Source organism: Nocardioides sp. (assembly GCF_047607365.1).
In the GTDB taxonomy this organism is placed as follows: domain Bacteria; phylum Actinomycetota; class Actinomycetes; order Propionibacteriales; family Nocardioidaceae; genus Nocardioides.
Window position 1 is genome coordinate 1 of the sequence record NZ_JASGDD010000132.1, and the last position, 21805, is coordinate 21805.

At 73.0% G+C, this 21805-nt stretch carries 19 protein-coding genes and 4 pseudogenes; 16 read left to right on the forward strand and 7 right to left on the reverse strand.

The features are described from left to right. Positions 1-272 (forward strand): annotated as a pseudogene (locus tag QM572_RS10425) (hypothetical protein); the annotation flags it as partial. A 16-nt stretch (positions 273-288) separates the two neighbouring features. Here the strand turns inward: QM572_RS10425 and QM572_RS10430 are convergent. Next, a complete protein-coding gene (locus QM572_RS10430) occupies positions 289-405 on the reverse strand; it encodes a hypothetical protein (RefSeq protein WP_415092779.1) in 117 nt (38 codons plus the stop codon). 29 nt (positions 406-434) lie between these two features. Here QM572_RS10430 and QM572_RS10435 point away from each other — a divergent pair, with 29 nt between their 5' ends. The 4 genes from QM572_RS10435 (at position 435) to hemW (ending at position 8289) form a co-directional block, all read left to right on the forward strand. Beyond that, positions 435-2015, forward strand: coding sequence for a DNA polymerase Y family protein (locus tag QM572_RS10435; protein ID WP_415092781.1), 1581 nt, complete (start codon positions 435-437; stop codon positions 2013-2015). A gap of 36 nt (positions 2016-2051) precedes the next feature. After that, complete coding sequence (locus tag QM572_RS10440; RefSeq protein ID WP_415092783.1) at positions 2052-5498, forward strand: error-prone DNA polymerase; 3447 nt, start codon at positions 2052-2054, stop codon at positions 5496-5498. Positions 5499-5579: 81 nt separating this feature from the next. Further along, positions 5580-7040 carry a serine hydrolase domain-containing protein gene (locus tag QM572_RS10445; protein WP_415092786.1) on the forward strand — a complete coding sequence of 487 codons (1461 nt, stop codon included), beginning with the start codon at positions 5580-5582 and terminating at the stop codon, positions 7038-7040. Positions 7041-7047: 7 nt separating this feature from the next. Beyond that, positions 7048-8289 (forward strand): radical SAM family heme chaperone HemW, encoded by a 1242-nt coding sequence (gene hemW / locus QM572_RS10450; RefSeq protein WP_415092788.1) that lies wholly within the window; start codon positions 7048-7050, stop codon positions 8287-8289. Positions 8290-8476: 187 nt separating this feature from the next. Here hemW and QM572_RS10455 read toward each other — a convergent pair whose 3' ends face one another. Then, entirely contained in the window at positions 8477-9304 is an 828-nt protein-coding gene (locus QM572_RS10455) for a phosphatase PAP2 family protein (protein WP_415092790.1), read from the reverse strand. A gap of 101 nt (positions 9305-9405) precedes the next feature. Between QM572_RS10455 and QM572_RS10460 the strand changes: the two genes are divergently transcribed. Next, positions 9406-10062: a TetR/AcrR family transcriptional regulator gene (locus QM572_RS10460; RefSeq protein ID WP_415092792.1), complete on the forward strand. Its 657-nt coding sequence runs from the start codon at positions 9406-9408 to the stop codon at positions 10060-10062. 90 nt (positions 10063-10152) lie between these two features. Here the strand turns inward: QM572_RS10460 and QM572_RS10465 are convergent, their stop codons facing one another. Both QM572_RS10465 and QM572_RS10470 read right to left on the reverse strand, forming a co-directional pair. Continuing rightward, positions 10153-10998, reverse strand: a complete 846-nt coding sequence (locus QM572_RS10465) for a DUF3097 domain-containing protein (protein ID WP_415092794.1) — start codon at positions 10996-10998, stop codon at positions 10153-10155. A 67-nt stretch (positions 10999-11065) separates the two neighbouring features. After that, the gene (locus QM572_RS10470) at positions 11066-11779 is read right to left on the reverse strand and encodes a hypothetical protein (protein ID WP_415092796.1); all 714 of its coding nucleotides are present in this window, start codon (positions 11777-11779) and stop codon (positions 11066-11068) included. Between the two features lie 160 nt (positions 11780-11939). On the opposite strand from QM572_RS10470, the gene hrcA reads away from it, so the two are divergent. Together hrcA and dnaJ are read left to right on the forward strand one after the other, a co-directional pair. Continuing rightward, complete coding sequence (hrcA, locus tag QM572_RS10475; protein ID WP_415092798.1) at positions 11940-12965, forward strand: heat-inducible transcriptional repressor HrcA; 1026 nt, start codon at positions 11940-11942, stop codon at positions 12963-12965. A 43-nt stretch (positions 12966-13008) separates the two neighbouring features. Beyond that, a complete protein-coding gene (dnaJ, locus tag QM572_RS10480) occupies positions 13009-14187 on the forward strand; it encodes a molecular chaperone DnaJ (RefSeq protein WP_415092800.1) in 1179 nt (392 codons plus the stop codon). Positions 14188-14229: 42 nt separating this feature from the next. On the opposite strand, the gene QM572_RS10485 is transcribed toward dnaJ, so the two are convergent. Both QM572_RS10485 and QM572_RS10490 read right to left on the reverse strand, forming a co-directional pair. Then, positions 14230-14973: a 16S rRNA (uracil(1498)-N(3))-methyltransferase gene (locus QM572_RS10485; RefSeq protein ID WP_415092802.1), complete on the reverse strand. Its 744-nt coding sequence runs from the start codon at positions 14971-14973 to the stop codon at positions 14230-14232. A 10-nt stretch (positions 14974-14983) separates the two neighbouring features. Further along, a complete protein-coding gene (locus QM572_RS10490) occupies positions 14984-15508 on the reverse strand; it encodes a Gmad2 immunoglobulin-like domain-containing protein (protein ID WP_415092804.1) in 525 nt (174 codons plus the stop codon). Between the two features lie 26 nt (positions 15509-15534). Between QM572_RS10490 and QM572_RS10495 the strand changes: the two genes are divergently transcribed. The 7 genes and pseudogenes from QM572_RS10495 (at position 15535) to QM572_RS10525 (ending at position 20106) form a co-directional block, all read left to right on the forward strand. Next, a complete protein-coding gene (locus tag QM572_RS10495) occupies positions 15535-15903 on the forward strand; it encodes an HIT domain-containing protein (RefSeq protein ID WP_415092806.1) in 369 nt (122 codons plus the stop codon). Between the two features lie 34 nt (positions 15904-15937). Further along, a pseudogene (locus tag QM572_RS10500) lies at positions 15938-16657 on the forward strand (PhoH family protein); the annotation flags it as partial. Between the two features lie 258 nt (positions 16658-16915). Then, positions 16916-17473, forward strand: a pseudogene (locus tag QM572_RS10505) (LAGLIDADG family homing endonuclease); the annotation flags it as partial. Between the two features lie 261 nt (positions 17474-17734). After that, positions 17735-18028 (forward strand): annotated as a pseudogene (locus QM572_RS10510) (PhoH family protein); the annotation flags it as partial. Continuing rightward, complete coding sequence (ybeY, locus tag QM572_RS10515) at positions 18025-18504, forward strand: rRNA maturation RNase YbeY (protein ID WP_415092808.1); 480 nt, start codon at positions 18025-18027, stop codon at positions 18502-18504. The pseudogene QM572_RS10510 and the gene ybeY, both read left to right, overlap by 4 nt. A gap of 10 nt (positions 18505-18514) precedes the next feature. Beyond that, positions 18515-19819 (forward strand): hemolysin family protein, encoded by a 1305-nt coding sequence (locus tag QM572_RS10520; RefSeq protein ID WP_415092810.1) that lies wholly within the window; start codon positions 18515-18517, stop codon positions 19817-19819. Beyond that, positions 19816-20106, forward strand: a complete 291-nt coding sequence (locus tag QM572_RS10525; RefSeq protein WP_415092812.1) for a cytidine deaminase — start codon at positions 19816-19818, stop codon at positions 20104-20106. The genes QM572_RS10520 and QM572_RS10525 overlap by 4 nt, the downstream gene beginning before the upstream one ends. Here QM572_RS10525 and QM572_RS10530 read toward each other — a convergent pair. Next, on the reverse strand, positions 20096-21091 hold the full coding sequence (locus QM572_RS10530) for a hypothetical protein (RefSeq protein ID WP_415092814.1): 996 nt from the start codon (positions 21089-21091) through the stop codon (positions 20096-20098). The genes QM572_RS10525 and QM572_RS10530 overlap by 11 nt on opposite strands. A 97-nt stretch (positions 21092-21188) precedes the next feature. Between QM572_RS10530 and QM572_RS10535 the strand changes: the two genes are divergently transcribed. Next, the gene (locus tag QM572_RS10535; protein ID WP_415092816.1) at positions 21189-21797 is read left to right on the forward strand and encodes a TetR/AcrR family transcriptional regulator; all 609 of its coding nucleotides are present in this window, start codon (positions 21189-21191) and stop codon (positions 21795-21797) included. The last annotated feature ends 8 nt before the right edge of the window (positions 21798-21805 follow it).

Consider the following 21805-nt stretch of genomic DNA (forward strand, 5'->3'; position numbering starts at 1 on the left):
GCGGCCGGGAGGCCGCGCTGGTCTCCCTCGGGCCCTGGCCGCGCGCCGAGGTGCGCCTGCGTGTCGACGCGATCCGGTGGGGCGGCGCGGGTGCCGGCGAGGGCCATCTGCGCGCCCGGGTGCTGGGCGTCGAGGCCCGCCGTGGCACCGCTCCCGTACGCCGTGCGGACCTGTGGTTCCCTGCCGCCGACCTCGCGCTCGTGGCGACCGCCCCCCTGGGGTCGGCCGGGTCGGCCGGGTCGGCCGCGTCGCTGCGTCAGGTGGCGGGCTGAGATGGCCGGCGTGGCGTCAGAGGTCGAGCGAGTCGAACAGCCAGGTTCGCACCGCTGCCGCAGCCTCCTCGGAGCACTCGGCAATGTGGCCCCTCAATCGATTGCGGTCGAGTGTGCGGATCTGCTCCGTCATCACCCAACTCGGCTTCCCGAGGGTGCGAGATGAGCCGGGTGCTGGTGGTGTGGCTTCCTGACTGGCCGGTGGCGTCGGGGCTGCGGGCGTGCGGGCTGGCCACGCACCTGGCGGCGGCGGTCTTCCACGCCAACCGGGTGATCGCCTGCAACGAGACCGCGCGGGCGAGCGGGGTCCGGCGGGGGATGCGGCGGCGCGACGCCCAGTCCCGCTGCCCCGAGCTGCACGTGCTCGAGTCCGCGCCCGACCGCGACGCCCGCTCCTTCGAGGAGGTGCTCGGGGTGCTCGAGGCGCTGCGCCCGGGGGTGGCCCCGCTGCGGCCCGGCCTGGTCGCGCTGCGCTCGCCGGGCCGGTTCTACGGCGGCGACGAGGAGGCGGCCGCGGTGCTGCTCGAGGCCGTGGTCGGGCTCGGGGTGCGCGACGTCCGGGTCGGCGTCGCCGACGAGCTCTTCACCGCCGAGCAGGCCGCCCGCCTGGCCGACGTGCAGGGGTCGCGGATCGTGCCCGCGGGGGGATCCGGCGCGTTCCTCCGGCTGCTGCCGGTCGAGGCCATCGCGGCGTCGGCGGCGTCGGGCGGCGTCGAGGACGCCGGCGAGGCGGCCAGCCTGCTGCAGCGGCTGGGGCTGATGACGCTCGGCGACCTGGCGGGGATCCCGGCGGCCGGCGTGCTGGCGCGCTTCGGGCCGTCGGTCGCGTGGATCCACCGGGTGCTCCACGGCACGGCGGTCGAGGGGCTGGCGACGCGCGAGGTGCCGCCGGACCTCTGCGTCGAGGTCGGCTTCGAGCCGCCGCTGGTCGATGCCGAGGCGATCTGCTTCTCCACCCGGCGTACCGCCGAGGAGTTCACCGGACGGCTGGCCCGCCACCAGATGGTCTGCACCGACGTGCTGATCGAGGTCGAGGCGGAGGGTGCCGGCGGCGTGTCCGAGACGGTCGCGGCGCGGCGGTGGCTGCATCCGCGCTGGTTCACCGCCGCCGACCTGATCGACCGGCTGCACTGGCAGCTGGTCGGGTCGTTGCGTGCGGGGTCGATCGGCACGCCCGTCACCCGGGTGCGGCTCGTCCCGGTCGAGGTCGCCGCCGACGCCGTCCATGCCGACGGGCTCTGGGGCGGAGCCGACGCCCGGGTGGAGCGGGGGGTCGCCCGGGTCCAGGGGCTGCTCGGCCCCGAGGCGGTGCTCGCGCCGGTGCTCCAGGGTGGTCGCACGCCCACCGAGCGGCAGGCGATGGTGCCGTGGGGCACTCGGTCGACCGGCCTGCGGCCGCGGGAGCTGCCGTGGCCCGGCTCGATCCCGCCCCCCTTCCCGTCGCGGGTGCTGCCCGAGGCGGTGCCGGCCGGGGTGAGGGACTCCGGCGGCCGGCCCGTGGTGATGGGCTCGCGGGGAGCGATGAGCGCCGATCCCAGCCGCTTCCGGCCGGTGCTGGAGGGGCCCGAGGGCGAGGGCTGGCTCCCGGTCACCGCCTGGGCCGGGCCGTGGCCCGTCGACGACGCGTGGTGGGAGCCCGGCGCGCGGAAGGTCGCCCGCTTCCAGCTCGTCGCCGCCGACGGCCGGGCATGGCTGGTCACCTGCGATGGCGATCAATGGGTCACCGAGGCGGCCTATGACTAGGACATGCCTCGTGGCTGTCGCCAGCAGGGCCGACTGATGGGCTGGGAGAACCCCGCCGTCTCCTGGCGGGAGCTGGAGCGGACGCTCTCCGGGAAGTCGGTCGACCCGTCGGACGTGCCGATGTCGCGACGCCGGAGGAGGACCGCGCCGCAGGTGTCGCCGCCGGAGCACCCCGTGGTGCCGTACGCCGAGCTGCACGCCCACTCGCACTTCAGCTTCCTCGACGGGGCGTCGTCACCGAGCGACCTGGTGGCCGAGGCGATCCGGCTCGGCCTGCACGGCCTGGCGATCACCGACCACGACGGGTTCTACGGCGCGCCCGCGATGGCCGAGGCGATCCAGCTCGTCCGGCGCCAGGAGGCTCAGGAGCAGCAGGCGGAGGGGACGGCGTACTCGCTGGCCTCGATCTACGGCGCCGAGCTCTCCCTCGGGCTGAGCGGACCGCAGAACGGCGTCGCCGACCCCGAGGGGCGGCACCTGCTGGTGCTGGCGCGCGGGGTGGAGGGCTATCACCGGCTGGCGGGGGCGATCACCGAGGCGCAGCTGCGCGGGGACGAGAAGGGGCGCCCGGTCTACGACCTGGACGAGCTGGTCGACCGGGCGGGTCGCGAGCACTGGCTGATCCTCACGGGCTGCCGCAAGGGCTTCCGGTCCCGCGAGGACATCGCGGGGCTCGTGGACCGCTTCGGCGCCGGCAACGTCGCCGTCGAGCTCACCGACCACGGCCTGCCCACGGACTCGCGCACCAACGACGCGCTCTGGGCGCTCGCGCACGACCTGAGCCTGCCCGTGGTCGCGACCGGGAACGTCCACTACGCGACGCCGGAGGAGAACCACCTCGCGGACGCGATGGCCGCGGTCCGGGCCCGCCGCTCACTGCCGGAGATGGCGGGCTGGCTGGCCCCGCACGGCGCCGCCCACCTGCGCAGCGGGGAGGAGATGACGCGGCGCTTCGCCCGCTATCCCGGAGCCGTCGCGCGCTCCGTCGAGCTCGCCGACGAGTGCGCGTTCGACCTGCAGAAGGCCAAGCCGGAGCTGCCCTCGCGCGGCATCCCCGAGGGCCACACCGCCGCCACCTGGCTGCGGGAGCTCGTCGAGGCCGGCTTCCAGAAGCGGTACGTCGACGCCAACCCGGACAAGCCTGACTTCGTCGCCGAGGCCCGGGAGCGGATCGAGCACGAGATGGACGTGATCACGCGGAAGAACTTCTGCGGCTACTTCGTGATCGTGCACGACATCGTCGCCTACGCCCGCTCGCAGCAGATCCTCTGTCAGGGCCGGGGGAGCGCCGCTTCGAGCGCGGTCTGCCACGCCCTCGGCGTCACCGCGATCGACCCCGTCTTCTACGGCCTGCCCTTCCAGCGGTTCATCTCCGAGCACCGCGAGGAGGAGCCCGACATCGACGTCGACTTCGACTCCGACCGCCGCGAGGAGGTCATCCAGTGGGTCTACGACACCTACGGCCGGCACAACGCCGCCCAGGTCGCCAACATCATCAGCTACCGGCCGAAGTCGGCGGTGCGCGATGCCGCCAAGGCCCTCGGCCACAGCCCCGGCCAGCAGGACGCCTGGTCCAAGCTGGTCTCCGGCTGGTCCTCGGTCGTCGCGACGGAGGTGGAGGGGGAGGTCGGGATCCCCGCCGGCGTACTCGCCCTGGCCTCCCGCTTCCACCGGGCGCCCCGCCATCTCGGCATCCACTCCGGCGGGATGATCCTCACCGAGCGGCCGATCGGCGAGGTGGTGCCGATCGAGCGCGGCCGGATGGAGAAGCGGACCGTGCTGCAGTGGGACAAGGACGGCTGCGAGTTCATGGGGCTGGTGAAGTTCGACCTGCTCGGCCTCGGGATGCTCAGCGCGCTCGACCATCTCATGACGATCGTGCGCACCCACACGGGGGAGGACTGGGAGCTGGCGTCGATCCCCAAGGAGGAGCCGGCGGTCTTCGACATGCTCTGCCGGGCCGACTCGATCGGCGTCTTCCAGGTCGAGTCACGGGCCCAGATCGGGACACTGCCGCGGCTCCAGCCGCGCTCGTTCTACGACCTGGCGATCGAGATCGCGCTCATCCGACCCGGCCCGATCCAGGGCGGCGCGGTGCACCCCTACATCCGCCGGGCCACGGGCAGGGAGGAGGTGACCTACGTCCACGACGACCTGAGGCCGGTGCTGGAGCGCACCAGGGGCGTGCCACTCTTCCAGGAGCAGCTCATGGAGATGGGCATGGTCCTCGGCGACTTCGACGCCGAGGACGCCGACCTGCTGCGCCGGGCGATGGGCTCCAAGCGCGGGATCGAGCGGATCGAGTCGCTCAAGGACCAGCTCTACGCCGGGATGCTCCAGAAGGGCATGACGCCCGAGCAGGCCGACGCGACGTACGTCCAGATCCTCTCCTTCGCGAACTTCGGCTTCGCGGAGTCCCACGCCCTCAGCTTCGCCAAGCTCGTCTACGCCTCCTCGTGGTTCAAGCTGCACTACCCGGCGGCCTTCCTGGCCGGGCTGCTGCGCTCCCAGCCCATGGGCTTCTACTCGCCCCAGTCGCTGACCCAGGACGCCATGCGTCACGGCGTGGAGGTGCGAAGGCCCTGCCTCGTCAACTCGTCCGACGTTGCCGACCTCGAGCTCGTCGATGGCGAGGGCGATCGTGGGCGGGGCGGTGTCACGACGGGCCTGGACTCGTGCCTGCTCGACGTCGAGGGGCCCACGCCGTGGGTGCCCGGGACCCCCGACCCGACGCCGGAGCATCGGCGCGACAGCGGCTTCGCCGTCCGGCTCGGGCTCGACGGGGTGCGCGGCATCGGGAAGGAGACGGCGAAGCGGATCGTCGCCGCCCGCGACGAGCGGCCCTTCGCCGACGTGACCGACCTGGCGCGACGGGCCGAGCTCGGCACCGACCAGCTCGAGGCGCTCGCGACCGCCGGCGCGCTGGGCTCGCTCGGGGAGGGCCTGTCGCGCCGCGAGGCGCTGTGGGCCGCCGGCTGGAGCGAGTCGCTCGACCACCTTCCCGGCACCGCTCCCACCGCCGAGGCTCCCGTGCTGCCGGCGATGAACGACGTCGAGGAGACCCTCGCCGACCTGTGGGCCACGGGGATCAGCCCGGGCGGTCACCCCTTCACCCACCTGCGCGCCCAGCTGTCGGGATCGGGGGTGCGCAGCGTCGCCTCGCTGCGCGAGATCGAGTCCGGCACCCGGGTCACCGTCAGCGGCACGATCACCCACCGCCAGCGTCCGGGGACGGCCGGCGGGGTCACCTTCCTCAACCTCGAGGACGAGACCGGCATGCTCAACGTGGTCTGCTCGATGGGCGTCTGGGCACGCCACCGCACGGTCGCCGCCACGGTCTCGGTCATGGTGATCCGCGGCCGGGTCGAGCAGGAGGACGGCGTGCTCAACCTCGTCGCCGAGCGCCTCGCGCCGCTGAGCGAGATCGCCCCCGGCGCCGCCAGCGCGCTGCATGCCCGCCATCGCTCCCGCGACTTCCGCTGACCGCCGAATGGGGCCTCCCCTCCCGCCGAGTGGGGCCTCCCGTCCCGCCGAGTGGGGCCCGACGTCCGGCAGGATGCCGCTGTGACCCCCGCTGACCAGGACACCGCCTTCGCCTCCGTCGACGCGCTCTTCGCCACCGAGTTCGAGACCGGGCGATCGCCCGGCCTGGTCTGGGCCGTCGTACGCGACGGCGCGATCCTCCACACCGGCTCGCTCGGCACCACCGTGCTCGGCGCCGACGTCCCTCCGGGCGTCGACACCGTCCAGCGGATCGCCTCGATGAGCAAGTCCTTCACCGCCGCGGCCGTCCTGCTGCTGGTCGAGCGCGGCGAGATCGCGCTCGACGACCCGGTCTCGCGCTACGTCCCGCAGCTCCGGCAGTCGCACTCGGCCGACTCCGCGCCGATCACCCTGCGCCACCTGCTCACCATGAGCGCCGGGCTCCTCACCGACGACCCGTGGGGCGACCGCAACGAGCCGCAGACGCCCGCCGAGCTCGATGCCTTCCTCGCCGGGGGCTTCCTCACCGGCGCCCGGCCCGGCGAGACGTTCGAGTACGCCAATCTCGGCTACGCCGTCCTCGGCCGCGTCATCGACCGCGTGCTGTCGGTCGACGGCGGGTTCCGGCGGTTCGTCCTCGACGAGATCGCCGCGCCGCTGCGCATGACCGCCACCACGTACGACGTCACGCTGGCCGGCCCGGCCCTCGCGGTCGGACACGAGAAGCGGGCAGGCGGCTGGGAGGCGGTGCCACCGGTCGCGCCCGGCACCTTCTCCGCGATGGGCGGGCTGCACTCCTCGATCACCGACCTGGCCCGGTGGGTCGCGGGCTTCACCGACGCCTTCCGCGATCCCACCGCCCCGCATCCGCTCTCGGCCGCGAGCCGCCGCGAGATGCAGCAGTCGCATCGCTTCATCGCCGTCGAGGCGGGCACCGAGCGGGCGGCGGAGGCGACCGCCTTCGGCTACGGCTTCGGGCTCATCGCCGAGCACCATCTCGACCACGGCCACGTCGCCCAGCACAGCGGCGGCTACCCCGGCTACGGCTCCCACATGCGCTGGCACGCCGCGTCGGGGCTCGGGGTGATCGCCCTGGCCAACGGCACCTACGCCGCTCCGGTCGCGACCTCCACGCGGGCACTGCGCGAGCTGGTCGCCGCGCTCGCCGGCTCCGCGGACGAGCCGGCCCCGGCGTACCCCGTCCCGACGACGCTCACGCTCGTGCGAGCCGTCACCGACCGCGTCGCCGCGACCCTCGCGGGCCACGGCCCGACGCCGTTCACCGACGACGACCTGTTCACCTTCAACGTCGCGATGGACACGCCGGAGCCCGAGCGCCGGCTCCAGCTCGCCGCCGAGCGCGACAAGGCCGGCCTCATGCTCGTGCCGGCGGAGGGACCGACCCCGAAGGCCGACGGGCTCGGCCACATCACCTGGTCGGTCCCGGCCGAGCGCGGCCGCTACGACCTGGAGATCAAGATCGCGCCGACCCTCGAGCCGCGCGTCCAGCAGTTGCTGGTCCGGGGCGTTCCTGAGGAATGATCGGGCGGTGCCCTCCACGCTGCCCGACGGCGACCTCGCCCCCGCCTCGGGCGAGCTGCCGGCCTCCGCGCTGGCCGGACTCGGCACCCGCCCGCTGGGCTTCTACGTCCACGTGCCGTTCTGCACGGTGCGCTGCGGCTACTGCGACTTCAACACCTACACCGCGCTCGAGCTCGGCCCGTCGGTCGCCGCCGGCGGCCACCCCGGGGCAAGTCGCCAGACCTACGCCGAGGCCGCGATCGCCGAGGTCCGCCTCGCCCGCCGCGTCCTGGGCGACGCCGACGTCCCCGTCTCCACCGTCTTCTTCGGGGGCGGTACGCCGACCCTGCTCCCGTCGCGCGACCTCGTCGCCATCGTCGGCGCGATCCGGGACGAGTTCGGCCTCGCCGCCGACGCCGAGGTGACGACCGAGGCCAACCCGGACTCGGTCACGCCCGCGTCGCTGGCCGAGCTGGCGGCCGGCGGCTTCACCCGGGTCTCCTTCGGCATGCAGTCGGCCGTCCCGCACGTCCTCGCCGTGCTGGACCGCACCCACGACCCGGCGGGCGTCCCGCTCGCCGTCGCCGCCGCCCGCGACGCCGGCATCGCGCAGGTGTCGCTCGACCTCATCTACGGCACGCCGGGGGAGTCGCGCGAGGACTGGACGCGATCGCTCGACGCGGCACTGGCCTGCGCGCCCGACCACGTCTCGGCGTACTCGCTCATCGTGGAGGACGGCACCGCACTGGCCCGCCGCGTCCGGCGGGGTGAGCTCCCGATGCCGGACGAGGACGACGTCGCCGACAAGTACGCGATGGCCGACGAGGCGCTCCGCGCCGCCGGCCTGGAGTGGTACGAGGTGTCCAACTGGTCCACGTCGGCCCAGACCCGGTGCCGCCACAACGTCCTCTATTGGACCGGCGCCGACTGGTGGGGCGTCGGGCCCGGCGCGCACTCCCACGTCGGCGGCACGCGCTGGTGGAACGTCAAGCACCCCGTCGCCTACGCCGACCGCATCGCCGCCGGCGCGTCGCCGGCCGCGGCCCGCGAGGTGCTGACGCCCGCGGACCGTCAGGTCGAGCGGATCCTGCTGGAGCTGCGGCTCTCCACCGGCCTGCCGCTCTCCGCCCTCCCCGAGCCGTCGCTGGTCGCCGGGCCGGTCGAGGCCGGCCTCGCGTACGTCGACCCCGCCCCCGACGGCCCGCGCCTCAAGCTCACCGATCCCGGCCGCCTCCTCGCCGACGGCGTCGTCCGCGACCTCCTCCCCTGAGCCTGAGTCCGCCGATCCTGCGCCTGCGCGCAGAATCGCCGGACTCAGGCTGAGCGGCCGCGAAGCGCTATCGCTGTTGGACCGGTCTGTTGGACCACGAGACGGGCCGCCCACTGCCGGGACCGCCCGCCGAGCGCGATCCGAGCGCGATCCGAGCGCGATCCGACGGGGCAGCGGCGAGGACTCGCTAGGACTCGGCGGGAGAGGCCGGACGAGCCGGCACGGGCAGCTGCCGGGGTTGGCGGGCCTGACCGGTGACCCACCACGCGGCCCCCATGATGAGGAAGCCGACGAGCACGTCGAGCGTCCAGTGGTTGCCGGTGCCGAGGACGACGACGGCGGTCGTCAGCGGGTAGAGGAAGGTCGCGGCCCGTGCGAGCGGGTGGCACAGCGTCGTCCGGACGGCGAGCGCCGCCCAGAGCGCCCACCCGGCGTGCATCGAGGGGAAGGCCGCCAGCTCGTTGGTGAGCCCGCCGAGCCCGCGCGGCGCCGAGGCGTCGGCGCCCCACCATCCCGCCGTGGCGTGGAGGCTCATCACGTCGGTGAAGCCGAAGCCCATCCGCGGCGGAGCCGTGGGCGAGGTGAGGTAGAACGCCAGCGCGACGACCGTCGCGGCCACCAGCGCGCGCCGGGCGTGCACGTAGAGCGCCGGCCGGCGCACGAAGAGCCACACGATCAGTGCCACGGTGACGACGTAGTGGGCGCTCGCGTACCAGTAGTCGCCGAGGATCCCGAGCACCCGGTGCTCGACGAACAGGGTGTTGAGCCAGGGCTCGACCGCCAGGTGCCACGACCGCTCGACGTCGACGATCCGCCCGGCCCGCTCGAGAGCCGGTGCCAGGTGACCGTCCGCGAGGGTGCGCGACACCGTGTAGCCGGCGTACAGGGTGACGACCAGCACGAGCTCGCGCACCGCCCGGTGAGCGCCGAGCCACCGTCGTACGCCGGCCGCGGCGTCGTGCAGGAGGTGGAACGTCGCGCGCTGAGCCTCCCGGTGCCCCCATGCCGTGCTCATGCCCGGATCCTCCCGTCGCTCCGATCCCAACTGGAGGACTCCCTCCGGTTGTGCAACATAGCACAAGTGGAGTGTGCCCTCCGCTTGATACGATCCCTGGCGTGACCGAGACCGCCGATCGCCCGCCGGGCCTGCGCGCCGACGCCGAGCGCAACCGGCAGCGGATCCTGGACGCTGCCTGCGACCTGTTCCGGGAGTCGGGGCTCGAGGTCCCACTGGAGGAGGTCGCCCGGCGCGCCGGGGTCGGCATCGCCACGCTCTACCGCCGGTTCCCGAACCGGTCGGACCTCGCGGCCGCCGCCTTCGCCGAGCAGCTGAGCCACTATGCCGAGGTCGTGGACGCCGCCGCGGCGCAGCCGGACCCCTGGCAGTCGATCGTCGCGCTCGTGCACGACCTCAGCGACCTGCAGGCCCGCGACGCCGGCCTCCGCGAGCTGCTGACCATGTCCTTCGCCGAGACCCCGGGGGTCCAGAAGGCTCTGAGCCTGGTCCAGTCGCGACTGGAGGCGCTCATCGCCCGGGTCCGCGACTCGGGCTCGCTGAGGCCCGACTTCGACCCCGCCGACCTGATGCTCTTCATGCTCGGCAACAGCGGGATCGTGCGCCGCCTCGACGGCCGCTCGGACACCGCGCGCCACCGCAGCGCGGCCCTGTTCCTCGAGGCGATCCGCAACCGCCCCGACCCGGAGCCGCTCCCACCCGCGCCGGACGTCGCCGAGCTCAAGGGCGCGATGCGGCAGTGCTCCGCCGAGGGCTGAGCGTCACTCCGTGACGCCGGGCCGTCGCCTCGTCACTCCGTGACGCTGAGCGGTCGCCTCGTCACTCCGTGACGCTGAGCGGTTGCTTCGTCACTCCGTGACGAAGTCGATCAGCTCCTCGACCCGGCCGAGGAGGGCGGGCTCGAGGTCGTCGTAGGACTTCACCCGGCTCAGCAGCTGCTGCCACGCGCGGGCGATGTCGGCCTGGTCGCGGTGGGGCCAGCCGAGGTGCTGGCAGATGCCCTTCTTCCACTCGATCGACCGTGGCACGGCGGGCCATGCCTCCAGGCCGACCCGCGACGGCTTGATCGCGGCCCAGATGTCGATGAACGGGTGGCCTACGATCAGAACGTCGCGACCGACGGGGGAGCGGCGGATGGCGTCGGCGATGCGCGACTCCTTCGACCCGGCGACCAGATGGTCCACGAGTACGCCGACCCGCCGGCCGGGCGCCGGGCGGAACTCCCGCAGGTGGTCGGCGAGGTCGTCGACCCCGCCGAGGTACTCCACCACCACGCCCTCGATCCGCAGGTCGTCGCCCCACACCCGCTCGACCAGCTCGGCGTCGTGCCGGCCCTCGACGAAGATCCGCGACGCGCGCGCGACGCGTGCGGAGGCGCCGGCGACGGCGAGCGAGCCCGAGGCCGTGCGGGCGGGACCCGACGGAGCCGCGGTGGCCCGCGGGGGAGCGGCGAGGATGACCGGGCGGCCCTCGAGCAGGAAGCCCGGCCCGAGCGGGAACGAGCGGCGCTTGCCGCGCCGGTCCTCCAGGGTCACCGTGCCGAGGTCGCGGTCCACCGCGACGATCTCGCCGACCCAGTCGTCGGTGGGCCACTCCACGACCTCGCCGAGGATGGCCGGCGCCTCGGTCGCGCGCCCGTTGCGCGGCGCGCGCCAGTCGGTCGAGAGGACATCGGAGCCATAGCGGTCAGCCATGGGAGCGATTGTCCCAGCAGTCACTCCCGTCACACCGCGCGACGCGCGGCAGGGCCCCGCGACGCGCTCAGCAGATGCCGGGATGCAGGCAGCCGCGCAGCAGCGCGGCCAGGTCGGCCGGGGTCTCGGCCACGCGGGGGAACCACACCGGGCGCTGGTGGGAGCCGGTGAGGTCGACCCACTCCAGCGTCGTGCCCCACGTCGTGAGGTCGACCAGCTGGGCGCCGAGGATCTCGTCGACGTCGGTGCGGCTCAGCTCGGCGACCGCCTCGCGCAGCTCGTGCTGGTGAGCCTCCCGTGCGTGCTCCGCCGCGCGCTGGAGGTAGCCACGGTTGAGCGCGTGGGCCTGCGAGTGGAACTCCGCGACGGGGATCGACACCCGACGGCCGTCGGCGTCGGAGATCTCGACCGTGTCGAGGTCGAGCACGACCCGCTCGCGTACGTCGACGCAGCAGGTGCACGACTCCACGCCCTCGCTCCGCAGGGTGCCCCGGAGGAAGAGGAGGCTCCACGTGGCGGTCGGGTCGCCCTCGGGCGCCGCCCCGCGCACGCCGCTGGTCATCATCAGCGTCGCCCGCGACCGGTCCCGCCCGGAGGCGGCCACCACGCCCTGCGGAGGGCAGAGGAACCCGGGTGTGCCGTCGATGTCGAGGAGGCCGAGCCGCTCGTCGACGAGGGAGTGCGCGACGTCGGCGATGTCGAGCTCCACGTCGCGGGCACACGACAGGATGCTCCGGGCCGCGGCCGCGGCGGTGTGCTGGTCGAGCTGGGGGACGCTCATGTCTCTCCTAGAGCGGATCGGAACAGATCATCTGAGTTAGGTGAGCCTAACCTATGACACTGGCTCGACCATGGCAACGGTCCACGGTGTCGTCGCCGGCTCGCGCTAGTCTTGGCACTCCGGACCCACGAGTGCCAGCGAGCAGGAGCGAGGAGGACCCATGCAGAACGAGCGCCGCCTGGCCGTCCTCCGCGCGATCGTCGAGGACTACGTCGCCACCGAGGTGCCGGTCGGCTCGAAGTCCCTGGTCGAGCGCCACCGGCTCAACGTCTCGCCCGCCACGGTGCGCAACGACATGGCCGTCCTCGAGGAGGAGGGCTACATCGCCCAGCCGCACACCAGCGCCGGCCGGGTGCCGACCGACAAGGGCTACCGCCTCTTCGTCGATCGCCTCGACGGCGTCAAGCCGCTCAGTCCTGCCGAGCGACGCGCCATCTCCGACTTCATGGGCGGCGCCGTCGACCTCGACGACGTGGTGCAGCGGTCGGTCCGCCTGCTCTCCCAGCTGACCCACCAGGTCGCCGTGGTGCAGTACCCCACGCTCGCCCGCTCCACCGTGCGCCACGTCGAGCTGATCGCGCTCGCGCCCACCCGGGTCCTGGCGGTCCTCATCCTCTCCACCGGCCGCGTGGAGCAGCGCGTGGTCGAGCTCCCCGGCGACCTCGACGACGATGCGCTCGCCGCGCTGCGGTCGCGGATCAACCTGGCCGCCGTGGGCCAGCTCATCGCCGACGCCACGGTCGCGCTGCGCGCCCTCCCCGGTGCCGCCGAGCCGGCGCTCCCCGCGCTGACCAGCGCCATCGTCGAGGCACTCGTCGAGGCGATGTCCGACCACCGCTCCGCCGAGCGGATCGCGATCGCCGGCGCATCGAACCTCGCCCGCTACAGCGACAGCTTCGAGACCGCCGTACGCCCTCTGCTGGAGGCGCTCGAGGAGCATGTCGTGCTGCTCAAGCTGATGGGCGAGGCCAGCGCCGGAGGCACGGTCACCGTGCGCATCGGCGCCGAGGGGCCCGTCGAGCACCTCTCCTCGACCAGCGTCGTCACCACCGGCTACGGCCCCCAGGACGACGCGCTGGCGATGCTCGGCGTCATCGGCCCCACCCGCATGGACTACCCCGGGACGATGGCCGCCGTGCGCGCGGTCGCCCGCTACGTCTCCCGCATCCTCGACGAACGCGACTGAGCGCCACCGAGCGCGACTGAGACTGTGACCCAGAAAGTGACCGATGGACCCCTATGACCTGCTCGGCGTCTCCCGCGACGCCGACGACGCGGCGATCAAGAAGGCCTACCGGGCCCTCGCCCGCAAGTACCACCCCGACGTCAACCCCGATGAGGCGTCGCAGGAGCGGTTCAAGGAGATCTCCCACGCCTACGAGATCCTGAGCGACCCCACCAAGCGCGCCGCCTACGACCGCGGCGGCGACATGGGCTTCGGCTTCGGGGGCGGCGCCGGTGCCGGCGCGGGCTTCTCGTTCACCGACATCATGGACGCCTTCTTCGGCGGCCAGGGCGGAGGCGGCGGTACGTCGTCGGGCCGGGGTCCCCGCTCGCGCAGCCGTCGCGGGCAGGACGCCCTCGTCGGCCTGGAGATCGATCTCGCCGAGGCCGCCTTCGGCGCCAGCCACGAGATGACCCTCGACACCGCGGTCGTCTGCGACACCTGCCACGGCGAGGGCGCGGCTCCCGGGTCGAAGCCGGTCACCTGCGAGACCTGTCGCGGCGCCGGCGAGGTGGCGCACGTGCAGCGCAGCTTCCTCGGCGAGATCCGAACGCTGCGCCCCTGCGCGGCCTGCCGCGGGTTCGGCACGATCATCCCGGATCCCTGCCGCGACTGCGGCGGCGACGGCCGCGTCCGCACCCGCCGCACCATCACCATCAAGGTGCCCGCGGGCGTCGACAACGGCACCCGGCTCCAGCTCACCGGGCAGGGCGAGGTCGGCCCCGGCGGCGGTCCCGCCGGCGACCTCTACGTCGAGCTGCGCGTCGCCCGCCACCCCGTCTTCCAGCGCCAGGGCTCCGACCTGCACTGCCAGGTGACCATCCCGATGACGGCCGCCGCGCTCGGCACGGTGATCACGCTGCCCACGCTCGAGGCCGACCTGGTGACCGACGACGTCACGCCCGAGACCCCCACCAGCTTCGACCTGGAGGTCAAGCCCGGCACCCAGCCCGGCTCCGACCAGGTGCTGCGCGGGCTGGGCGTCCCCGGGCTGCACGGCCGCGGTCGCGGCGACCTCGTCGTCACCGTGCTCGTCGAGACCCCGACCGGCCTCGACGACGAGCAGGCCGAGCTGCTCACCCAGCTGTCCAAGCTCCGCGGCGAGGAGCACCCGCTGGGCAGCCTCAAGGCCACGAGGCAGGGCTTCTTCGGCCGGATCCGCGACGCCTTCGGCGAGCACTGAGCACTCACGGGTCGACCGCCCACCCCCGCTCGGCCCCTCGCGTCACGTCCAGCGGGACGTGCGGGAGAGCAGGGCGGCGACGGCGGCCACCCCCGCGGTGGAGGTGCGGAGGACCTCCGAGCCGAGCCTGACCGTCACCGCGCCGGCATCCCGGAACAGCTCGACCTCCTCGGGGGCGAAGCTGCCCTCGGGCCCGACGATCAGCACGATCTCGCCCGAGGCGGGCAGGGTCAGCGCGGCGACCGGAGTCTCGGCGGACTCCCAGAGGAGGACCGCGAGGTCGGCGGAGGCCACCAGCGCGGCGACCTCGGCGGTGCTCGCGAGGTCGGCGACCTGCGCGAACCAGGAGCGCCGGCTCTGCTTGCTCGCCTCGCGCGCGGTGGAGCGCCAGCGCGCCAGCGGCTTGGCGCCGCGCTCGCCCCTCCACGACACGATCGACCGGGCGGCGGCCCAGGGCACGATGGCGGAGACGCCGATCTCGGTCATGAGCTCGACCGCGAGCTCGCCGCGATCGCCCTTCGGGAGGGCCTGGACCACGGTGAAGCGCGGTGCGGGCTCCTCGTCGGCCACGAGGCGATCGACGAGCACGTCCATCGACCTCTTGGCATGCGTCGCGGCGATGGTGCCGGTCGCCGTCGTGCCGGCGCCGTCGGTCAGCATCACCGCCTCGCCGACCTCCAGCCGGCGTACGGCGACGGCGTGATGTCCCTCGGGTCCGTCGACCGTCACCACCTCCCCGACCGCGACGCCCGACAGCGACGCAACCAGGTGGACCGGGAGGCTCACGTCACGCCGGTCACTTCACCGTGACGGGGACGACGACCTGGCCGCCGGTCGAGCCCGCCGCCTCGTCGCCGTCGGCCTCGTCGTCCACGCGCACCTGGAACGTGTACTCGCCCGGCGTCACGTCGCTCACGTCGACCGTGCCGGCGTAGGGGTAGAGCTTGTCCATCCAGCCCTCGGCCGTGAAGTAGCCCTCCTTGACCGTCGCGCCGGTGGCGTCCGCCAGCTTCCACGGCACGTTGGCCTCGGGGGAGTTGGCGGTGCCGGAGACGTCGAAGCTGCCGCTCACGATCGCACCGGCCGTCGGCGTGTCCAGGGTGATCAGGGCGTCGTCGGCCGCCGGCGAGCTGGACGTCGCGGTCGCGGCGTCGGTCGGGGTCGGCGTGGGGGTCGGCGTCGCCGAGGTGGCGGCCGTCGTCTCCGGGTCGCTCGCCGCGGAGTCGTCGCTGCCGCACGCGGTGAGCAGGCCGAGCAGGCTCAGGCCGGCGGCGGTCACGGCCGCCGACCGGCCCGTACGACGAAGGGTGCTGTTGCGCATGGGACCAGTGTGACACCATCGAGCCCGTGAGCACTGCCGATGGAGCGTTCGACACCGACGAGAGCTGCCTCTTCTGCAAGATCGTCGCCGGCGACATCCCCGCCGACCTGGTCCACACGGGCGAGCGCGTCGTCGCCTTCCGCGACATCGCCCCGAAGGCGCCGCTCCACGTGCTCGTCGTCCCCCGTGACCACAAGCCCAACGCCGCCGCCACCGCCGCGGCCGACCCGGCCCTGATCGGGGAGCTGGTCTCCGTGGCGGACGCGATCGCGACGGGCGAGGGGCAGCCGGCGTACAACCTGCTCTTCAACACCGGCGAGGCGGCGGGTCAGACGGTCTTCCACACCCATCTCCACGTGCTGGCCGGCGGGAAGCTCACCGAGCTCCCCGTCTGAGCCCAGGCGGGGCCCAGGCTGAGCGGCCGGTAGGCTGGGCAGCCACATGACAGAGTCCAGCCAGCCCGGCCAGCAGCCCCAGCGGCGTGTCGCCAAGCACACCGTCGTCGTCCCCCCGAGCGTCGACATGGTGTCCGTGCTCGGCCCGGCCGACGAGTTCCTCGGGACCATCGAGTCGCACTTCGAGGCGGACGTCCACGTCCGCGGCAACCGGATCACGCTCCACGGCGAGCCCGGCGACCTGGCCCTCATCGAGCGCCTGCTGGAGGAGATGATCACCCTCGTCCGCACCGGCCAGGGCCTCAGCGCCGAGGCGGTCGAGCGGATCATCGGCATGCTCCGGGCCGACACGCAGGCCCAGCCGGCCGACGTGCTGAGCATGAACATCCTGTCCAACCGCGGGCGCAGCATCCGGCCGAAGACGCTCAACCAGAAGCGCTACGTCGACGCCATCGACAAGCACACGATCACCTTCGGCATCGGACCGGCCGGCACCGGCAAGACCTACCTCGCGATGGCGAAGGCGGTGCAGGCGCTGCAGGGCAAGCAGGTCAACCGGATCATCCTCACCCGCCCGGCGGTCGAGTCGGGGGAGAGGCTCGGCTTCCTGCCCGGCACCCTGACCGAGAAGATCGACCCCTACATGCGGCCGCTCTACGACGCGCTCCACGACATGCTCGACCCCGACCTGATCCCCAAGCTCATGGCCGCCGGCACGATCGAGATCGCCCCCCTGGCCTACATGCGCGGGCGGGCCCAGCCGGTCGATACCAAGGTGTTGACGCCGTACGGGTGGCAGGAGATCGGGTCTCTCGAGGTCGGCGACCTGGTGATCGGCTCCGATGGGCTGCCGACACCCGTGCTCGGCGTCTATCCCCAGGGCACGAAGGACGTCTACCGAGTGTCGACCCAGGACGGCGCGAGCGTGCTCGCGTCGGACGAGCACCTGTGGACTGTCCGCACGGCGTCGGACAAGCGTCGGCGCACGTCCCGGACCTTGCAGACGAAGGACATGATCGGAAGCCTGCGCGCCGCGCATGCCCATCGCTACGAGCTCCCGATCGTCTGCGCCGTCGAATTCGTCCCGAAGGACGTTCCGCTCGACCCTTACGCGCTGGGCCTCCTCCTGGGTGACGGGTGCATCACCACGCGGACGACGCCGTCCTTCGCCACAGCGGATCCGGAGCTTGTCTCACTGCTGGGGGATGCGCTCGAGCCGCTGGGGATCGAGGTGACCCACAAGTCCGGGTACGACTACGTGCTTCGCAACCCTTCGGGCGGGCGTGGAGGCCTGCGGACGGCCAACCCCGTGACGGCCGCCATTCGGCAGCTGGGCCTCGCGGGGGCGACGTCGTCGACGAAGTTCGTGCCGGACGTCTACAAGCTCAACACTCCGCAGGTGCGGCACGAGGTCTTGAAGGGACTGCTCGACACCGACGGGGGTCCGGTCCTGCAGCGGGGCCGTACGCCACGGATCCAGTACTCGACCACGTCGAGGCAGCTCTGCGATGACGTGGTCTTCCTGGTCCGGTCCCTCGGTGGCGTCGCGTACGTCCGAACTCGTCCGGCCGAGGGCAGGAGGCCGGGCCTGGCAAACGGCCGGCCAGTGCCTTACCGGAACGACTCCTATGTGTTGGACATCCGCCTGCCCATCGGGCTGCCTGCCTTCAGGCTCCCGCGGAAGCGAGAGCAGTACGACGGCACCAACGCAGGGCGGCCGATGCGCTTCATCACCAGCATCGAGCCCGAAGGCCGGGCTGAGTGTGTCTGCATCCAGGTCGCGGCGCCGGACTCGCTCTACGTGACGGAGGACTTCCTCGTCACTCACAACACGCTCAATGACGCGTTCATCGTGCTCGACGAGGCGCAGAACACCACGCCCGAGCAGATGAAGATGTTCCTCACCCGGCTCGGCTTCGGCTCCAAGATCGTCGTCACCGGCGACACCTCCCAGACCGACCTGCCCCGGGGGCAGGCCAGCGGCCTGCGGGTGGTCGAGTCCATCCTCGACGAGGTGAGGGACATCAGCTTCAACAAGCTGACCAGCAACGACGTCGTACGCCACCACCTGGTGGGCAAGATCGTCGCCGCCTACGACGAGTACGACGCGAGGGAGCCCGAGTGAGCATCGAGATCCTCAACGAGGCCGGCATCGCCGCGGACGAGCTCGACGAGGAGCACCTCGCCCGGCTGGCCCGGTTCGTGATGGACCGGATGCGGGTCCATCCGCAGGCCGAGCTGTGCATCAAGCTCGTCGACGAGCCCACCATCGCCACCCTCAACGAGCAGTGGATGGGCAAGGAGGGGCCGACCGACGTGCTCGCCTTCCCGATGGACGAGCTGCGGCCCGGCCTGCTCGACGAGGAGCCGGAGGAGGGCGTCCTCGGCGACCTCATGATCGCCCCCGCCATCGCCGCGACGCAGGGCGCGACCGCAGGCCACGGCACCCTCGCCGAGGTCGAGCTGCTCACCACCCACGGCATCCTGCACCTGCTCGGCTACGACCACGCCGAGCCGGACGAGAAGGCCGAGATGTTCACGCTCCAGGCGGAGCTCCTGGCGGCCTTCGGGTCAGCCGCGACCCCGCCGCCCCCTGGGTGAGGTCGGCCTGATGTCCGACGTCTGGGTCGTCGCGGCGGCGGGACTGCTCGTCGTCCTCGCCGGCCTCTTCTCCGCCGCCGACGCCGCACTCGGCGGCTTCTCCCTCGCCCGCGCGGAGGAGCTCCTCGACGAGGGTCGCGCGGGCGCGGGCCGGCTCCTGGCCATCGCCGGCGACCCCGCCCGCGTGCTCAACACCACCCTGCTGCTGCGACTGCTGTGCGAGGTGGCCGCGACGATCCTCGTGACGCTCGAGCTCGACGCGCTCTTCGACGGCGCCCGGCTGCCGACGATCGCCTCCTCGCTCGGCGTCATGCTCGTCGTCTCCTTCGTGGTGATCGGCGTCGGCCCGCGCACCGTCGGCCGCCAGCACCACGAGCGGGTCGCCCTCGTCGCGGCCGCCCCGCTGACCCTGATCACCAGCGTCCTCGGCCCGATCCCGCGGTTGCTGATCCTGCTCGGCAACGCGATCACCCCCGGCCGCGGGTTCAGCGAGGGCCCGTTCACCACCGAGACCGAGCTGCGCGAGTTCGTCGATCTCGCCGAGGCGTCCTCCCTGATCGAGGGCGACGAGCGCCGGATGATCCACTCCGTCTTCGAGCTCGGCGACACCACCGCCCGCTCGGTCATGGTCCCGCGCGGCGAGGTCATCTTCATCGAGCGCCACAAGAACCTCCGCCAGACCATGAGCCTCTTCCTGCGCAGCGGCTTCTCCCGGATCCCCGTCGTGGACGACAACCTCGACAACATCGTCGGCATCGCCTACCTCAAGGACGTCGTGCGCCGCGACTTCGAGGCGCCGGAGGCCGAGACCGTGCAGCGGATCGAGACCGTCATGCGCCCCCCGGTGTGGGTGCCGGAGTCCAAGCCCGTCGACGAGTTGCTGCGCGACATGCAGGGCAGGCGTCAGCACATCGCCATCGTCGTCGACGAGTACGGCGGCACGGCCGGTCTGATCACCATCGAGGACGTCCTGGAGGAGATCGTCGGCGAGATCACCGACGAGTACGACCTGACCGACGACGCGCCCCACGTGCTCGACGACGGCGGCGTGCGCGTGCCGGCCCGGTTCCAGCTCGCGGACCTCGACGAGCTCGACGGCCTCGGCGGGGTCAGCATCGAGGACGACGAGGTCGACTCCGTGCGCGGCCTCATGGCCAAGCACCTCGGCCTGGTCCCGATCCCCGGATCGGTCGTCGAGGTCGGCGGGCTGCGCTTCACCGCGGAGGAGACGGCCGGACGCCGGAACAAGATCGGGACCGTGCTGATCGAGAAGGTGCTCGCCGAGCGGGTGCCGGAGAGACTGGAGGAGACATGACACCCGAGGACCAGAAGCTGGTGACGCTCGCCCGGTCGGCGCGCGCCCGCACCCAGGCCGCCGAGGGCGCGGCCGTCCGCGACGTCGACGGCCGCACCTACGCCGGCGCGACGGTCGACCTGCCGCACCTCCAGGTGTCGGCGATCGGCGTGTGCCTCGCGATGGCGGTCTCGTCGGGCTCCTCGGGCCTGGACACCGTCGTCCTCCTCACCCCCGGGCGCGCGACCCCCACCGACCTGGCCGCACTCGAGGACTTCGGGGGCGCGACCGTCCTCGTCAATCCGTAGCGGCCACCGGCGCGGCACGCCGCGCGCTCAGGGCGGCGAGAGCGAGCCCCGCCACCACCCAGCAGCTCAGCACGATCAGGCCGTGGGCCGACCCGGCGCCGTCGAAGAAGGCCACCGACCGGATGGCCGTCCCGGCCGCGCCGACCGGCAGCAGCTGGCCGATCGCGCCCCACGGGCTCGGCAGCCAGGCGGGACCGGTGGCGAACCCGGAGAGCGGGTTGGCGACGAACATCATCACCAGTGCGCCGATCCCGATCCCGGCGGTGCCGAGGAGGGACTGCAGGCCGAGGATCGGGAAGTTGATCGCCGCGATGCCCAGCGCGACGCAGAGCGCGGTGAGGAGGTAGCTGCCGTCGAGGGAGCCGAAGCCGAACTGCAGCAGCGCGGTCACCACCAGCCCCGCGACGAGGGCGAAGGCCGCTCCGGTGGCGAGCCGGAGCGGCACGGCGATCCCCTTGAGCACCAGCGCGAGCACCACCGAGGAGATCATCCCGCCGAAGACCAGCGGAAGCGCGAGGGCGCTCAAGCCCGCGCCCATGGGGTCGTCGTCGGTGTAGGGCACGAGCTCCTCGTAGGCGACCGTCTGACCGCCGGCGGTCAGCGCCGCCCCCACCGTCTTGAGCACCGAGGCGTACGACGCCCCGGCCGCGGTCGCCGTGAGGACGTCGACACTGCCGTCCTGGGCGATCGACAGGCCGCCCACCTCGTCCCGGTCGAGGATCGCCGGGCGGAGCGTCGCGGCGTCGTCGTACGCCGTGACGTCGAAGACGCCGGACATCTGAGACGTCAGCGAGGCCCTCACCTGAGCCACGGTGGTGTCCGTGCCGCTGATGCCGATCGGCAGATCGTGGGCGCCGGAGTTGACCGACGGCGTCGCGAAGGCCAGCACCATGACGGTCAGCGCGGTGGCGAGCCCCGCGACCACGGTGGCGAGCTTGACGGGCGTGCTCAGCTGGCGCCGCCCGGCGGGCTGCTGCTCGGTCATCTGTGTCTCCTTCGTGGTGGGGCGGGTCCCACACTATCCAACAGTTGTTGGATTGATGACGTCGGCAGGGGACGCGGGCGGTGAGATACTCGCCCCGATGACGGACCCGGCCCCCACCTCCCCGCGCGCGTCCGGTCGACGCCCCGGACCGGACAGCAGCCGGGCCGACATCCTGCGGGCGGCTCAGCGGGCCTTCGCCGCGACGGGGTACGACGGCACCAGCGTGCGCCGGATCGCGGCGGTGGCCGGGGTCGATCCCTCGACGGTGCTGCACTTCTTCGGCACCAAGGAGCGGCTGTTCCAGGAGGTCGTCGAGGAGGTCGCCGGCACCTTGAGGCCCGTCCTGACCGCGCTGAGCGAGGGTGCCCCCGGCCGGGAGCTGGCGCTGCGCTACCTGGAGATCTGGGACGACGAGGACTCCGGGCCCGCGATCCGCGCCCTCGTCCGGGCCACGCTCGGCTCGGAGCGGGCCATCGAGCTGCTCAGGGACACCATGCTGGGGACGCTCCTCGCCGCGGTGCCGGACAGCAACCACTTCGGAGCCCAGCTGGCGCTGTCCCACCTGCTCGGCACCGCCATCGCCCGGCATCTCGGCCGGCTGCCCGCGCTGGCGGAGGCGGATCTCGAGGTGATCGCCGCCCACGTCGGCCCCAGCATCGACCGCTACCTCGTCCCCCGAAACACCGAGGTAAAGGATCGGGAGTAGCGTGCGAC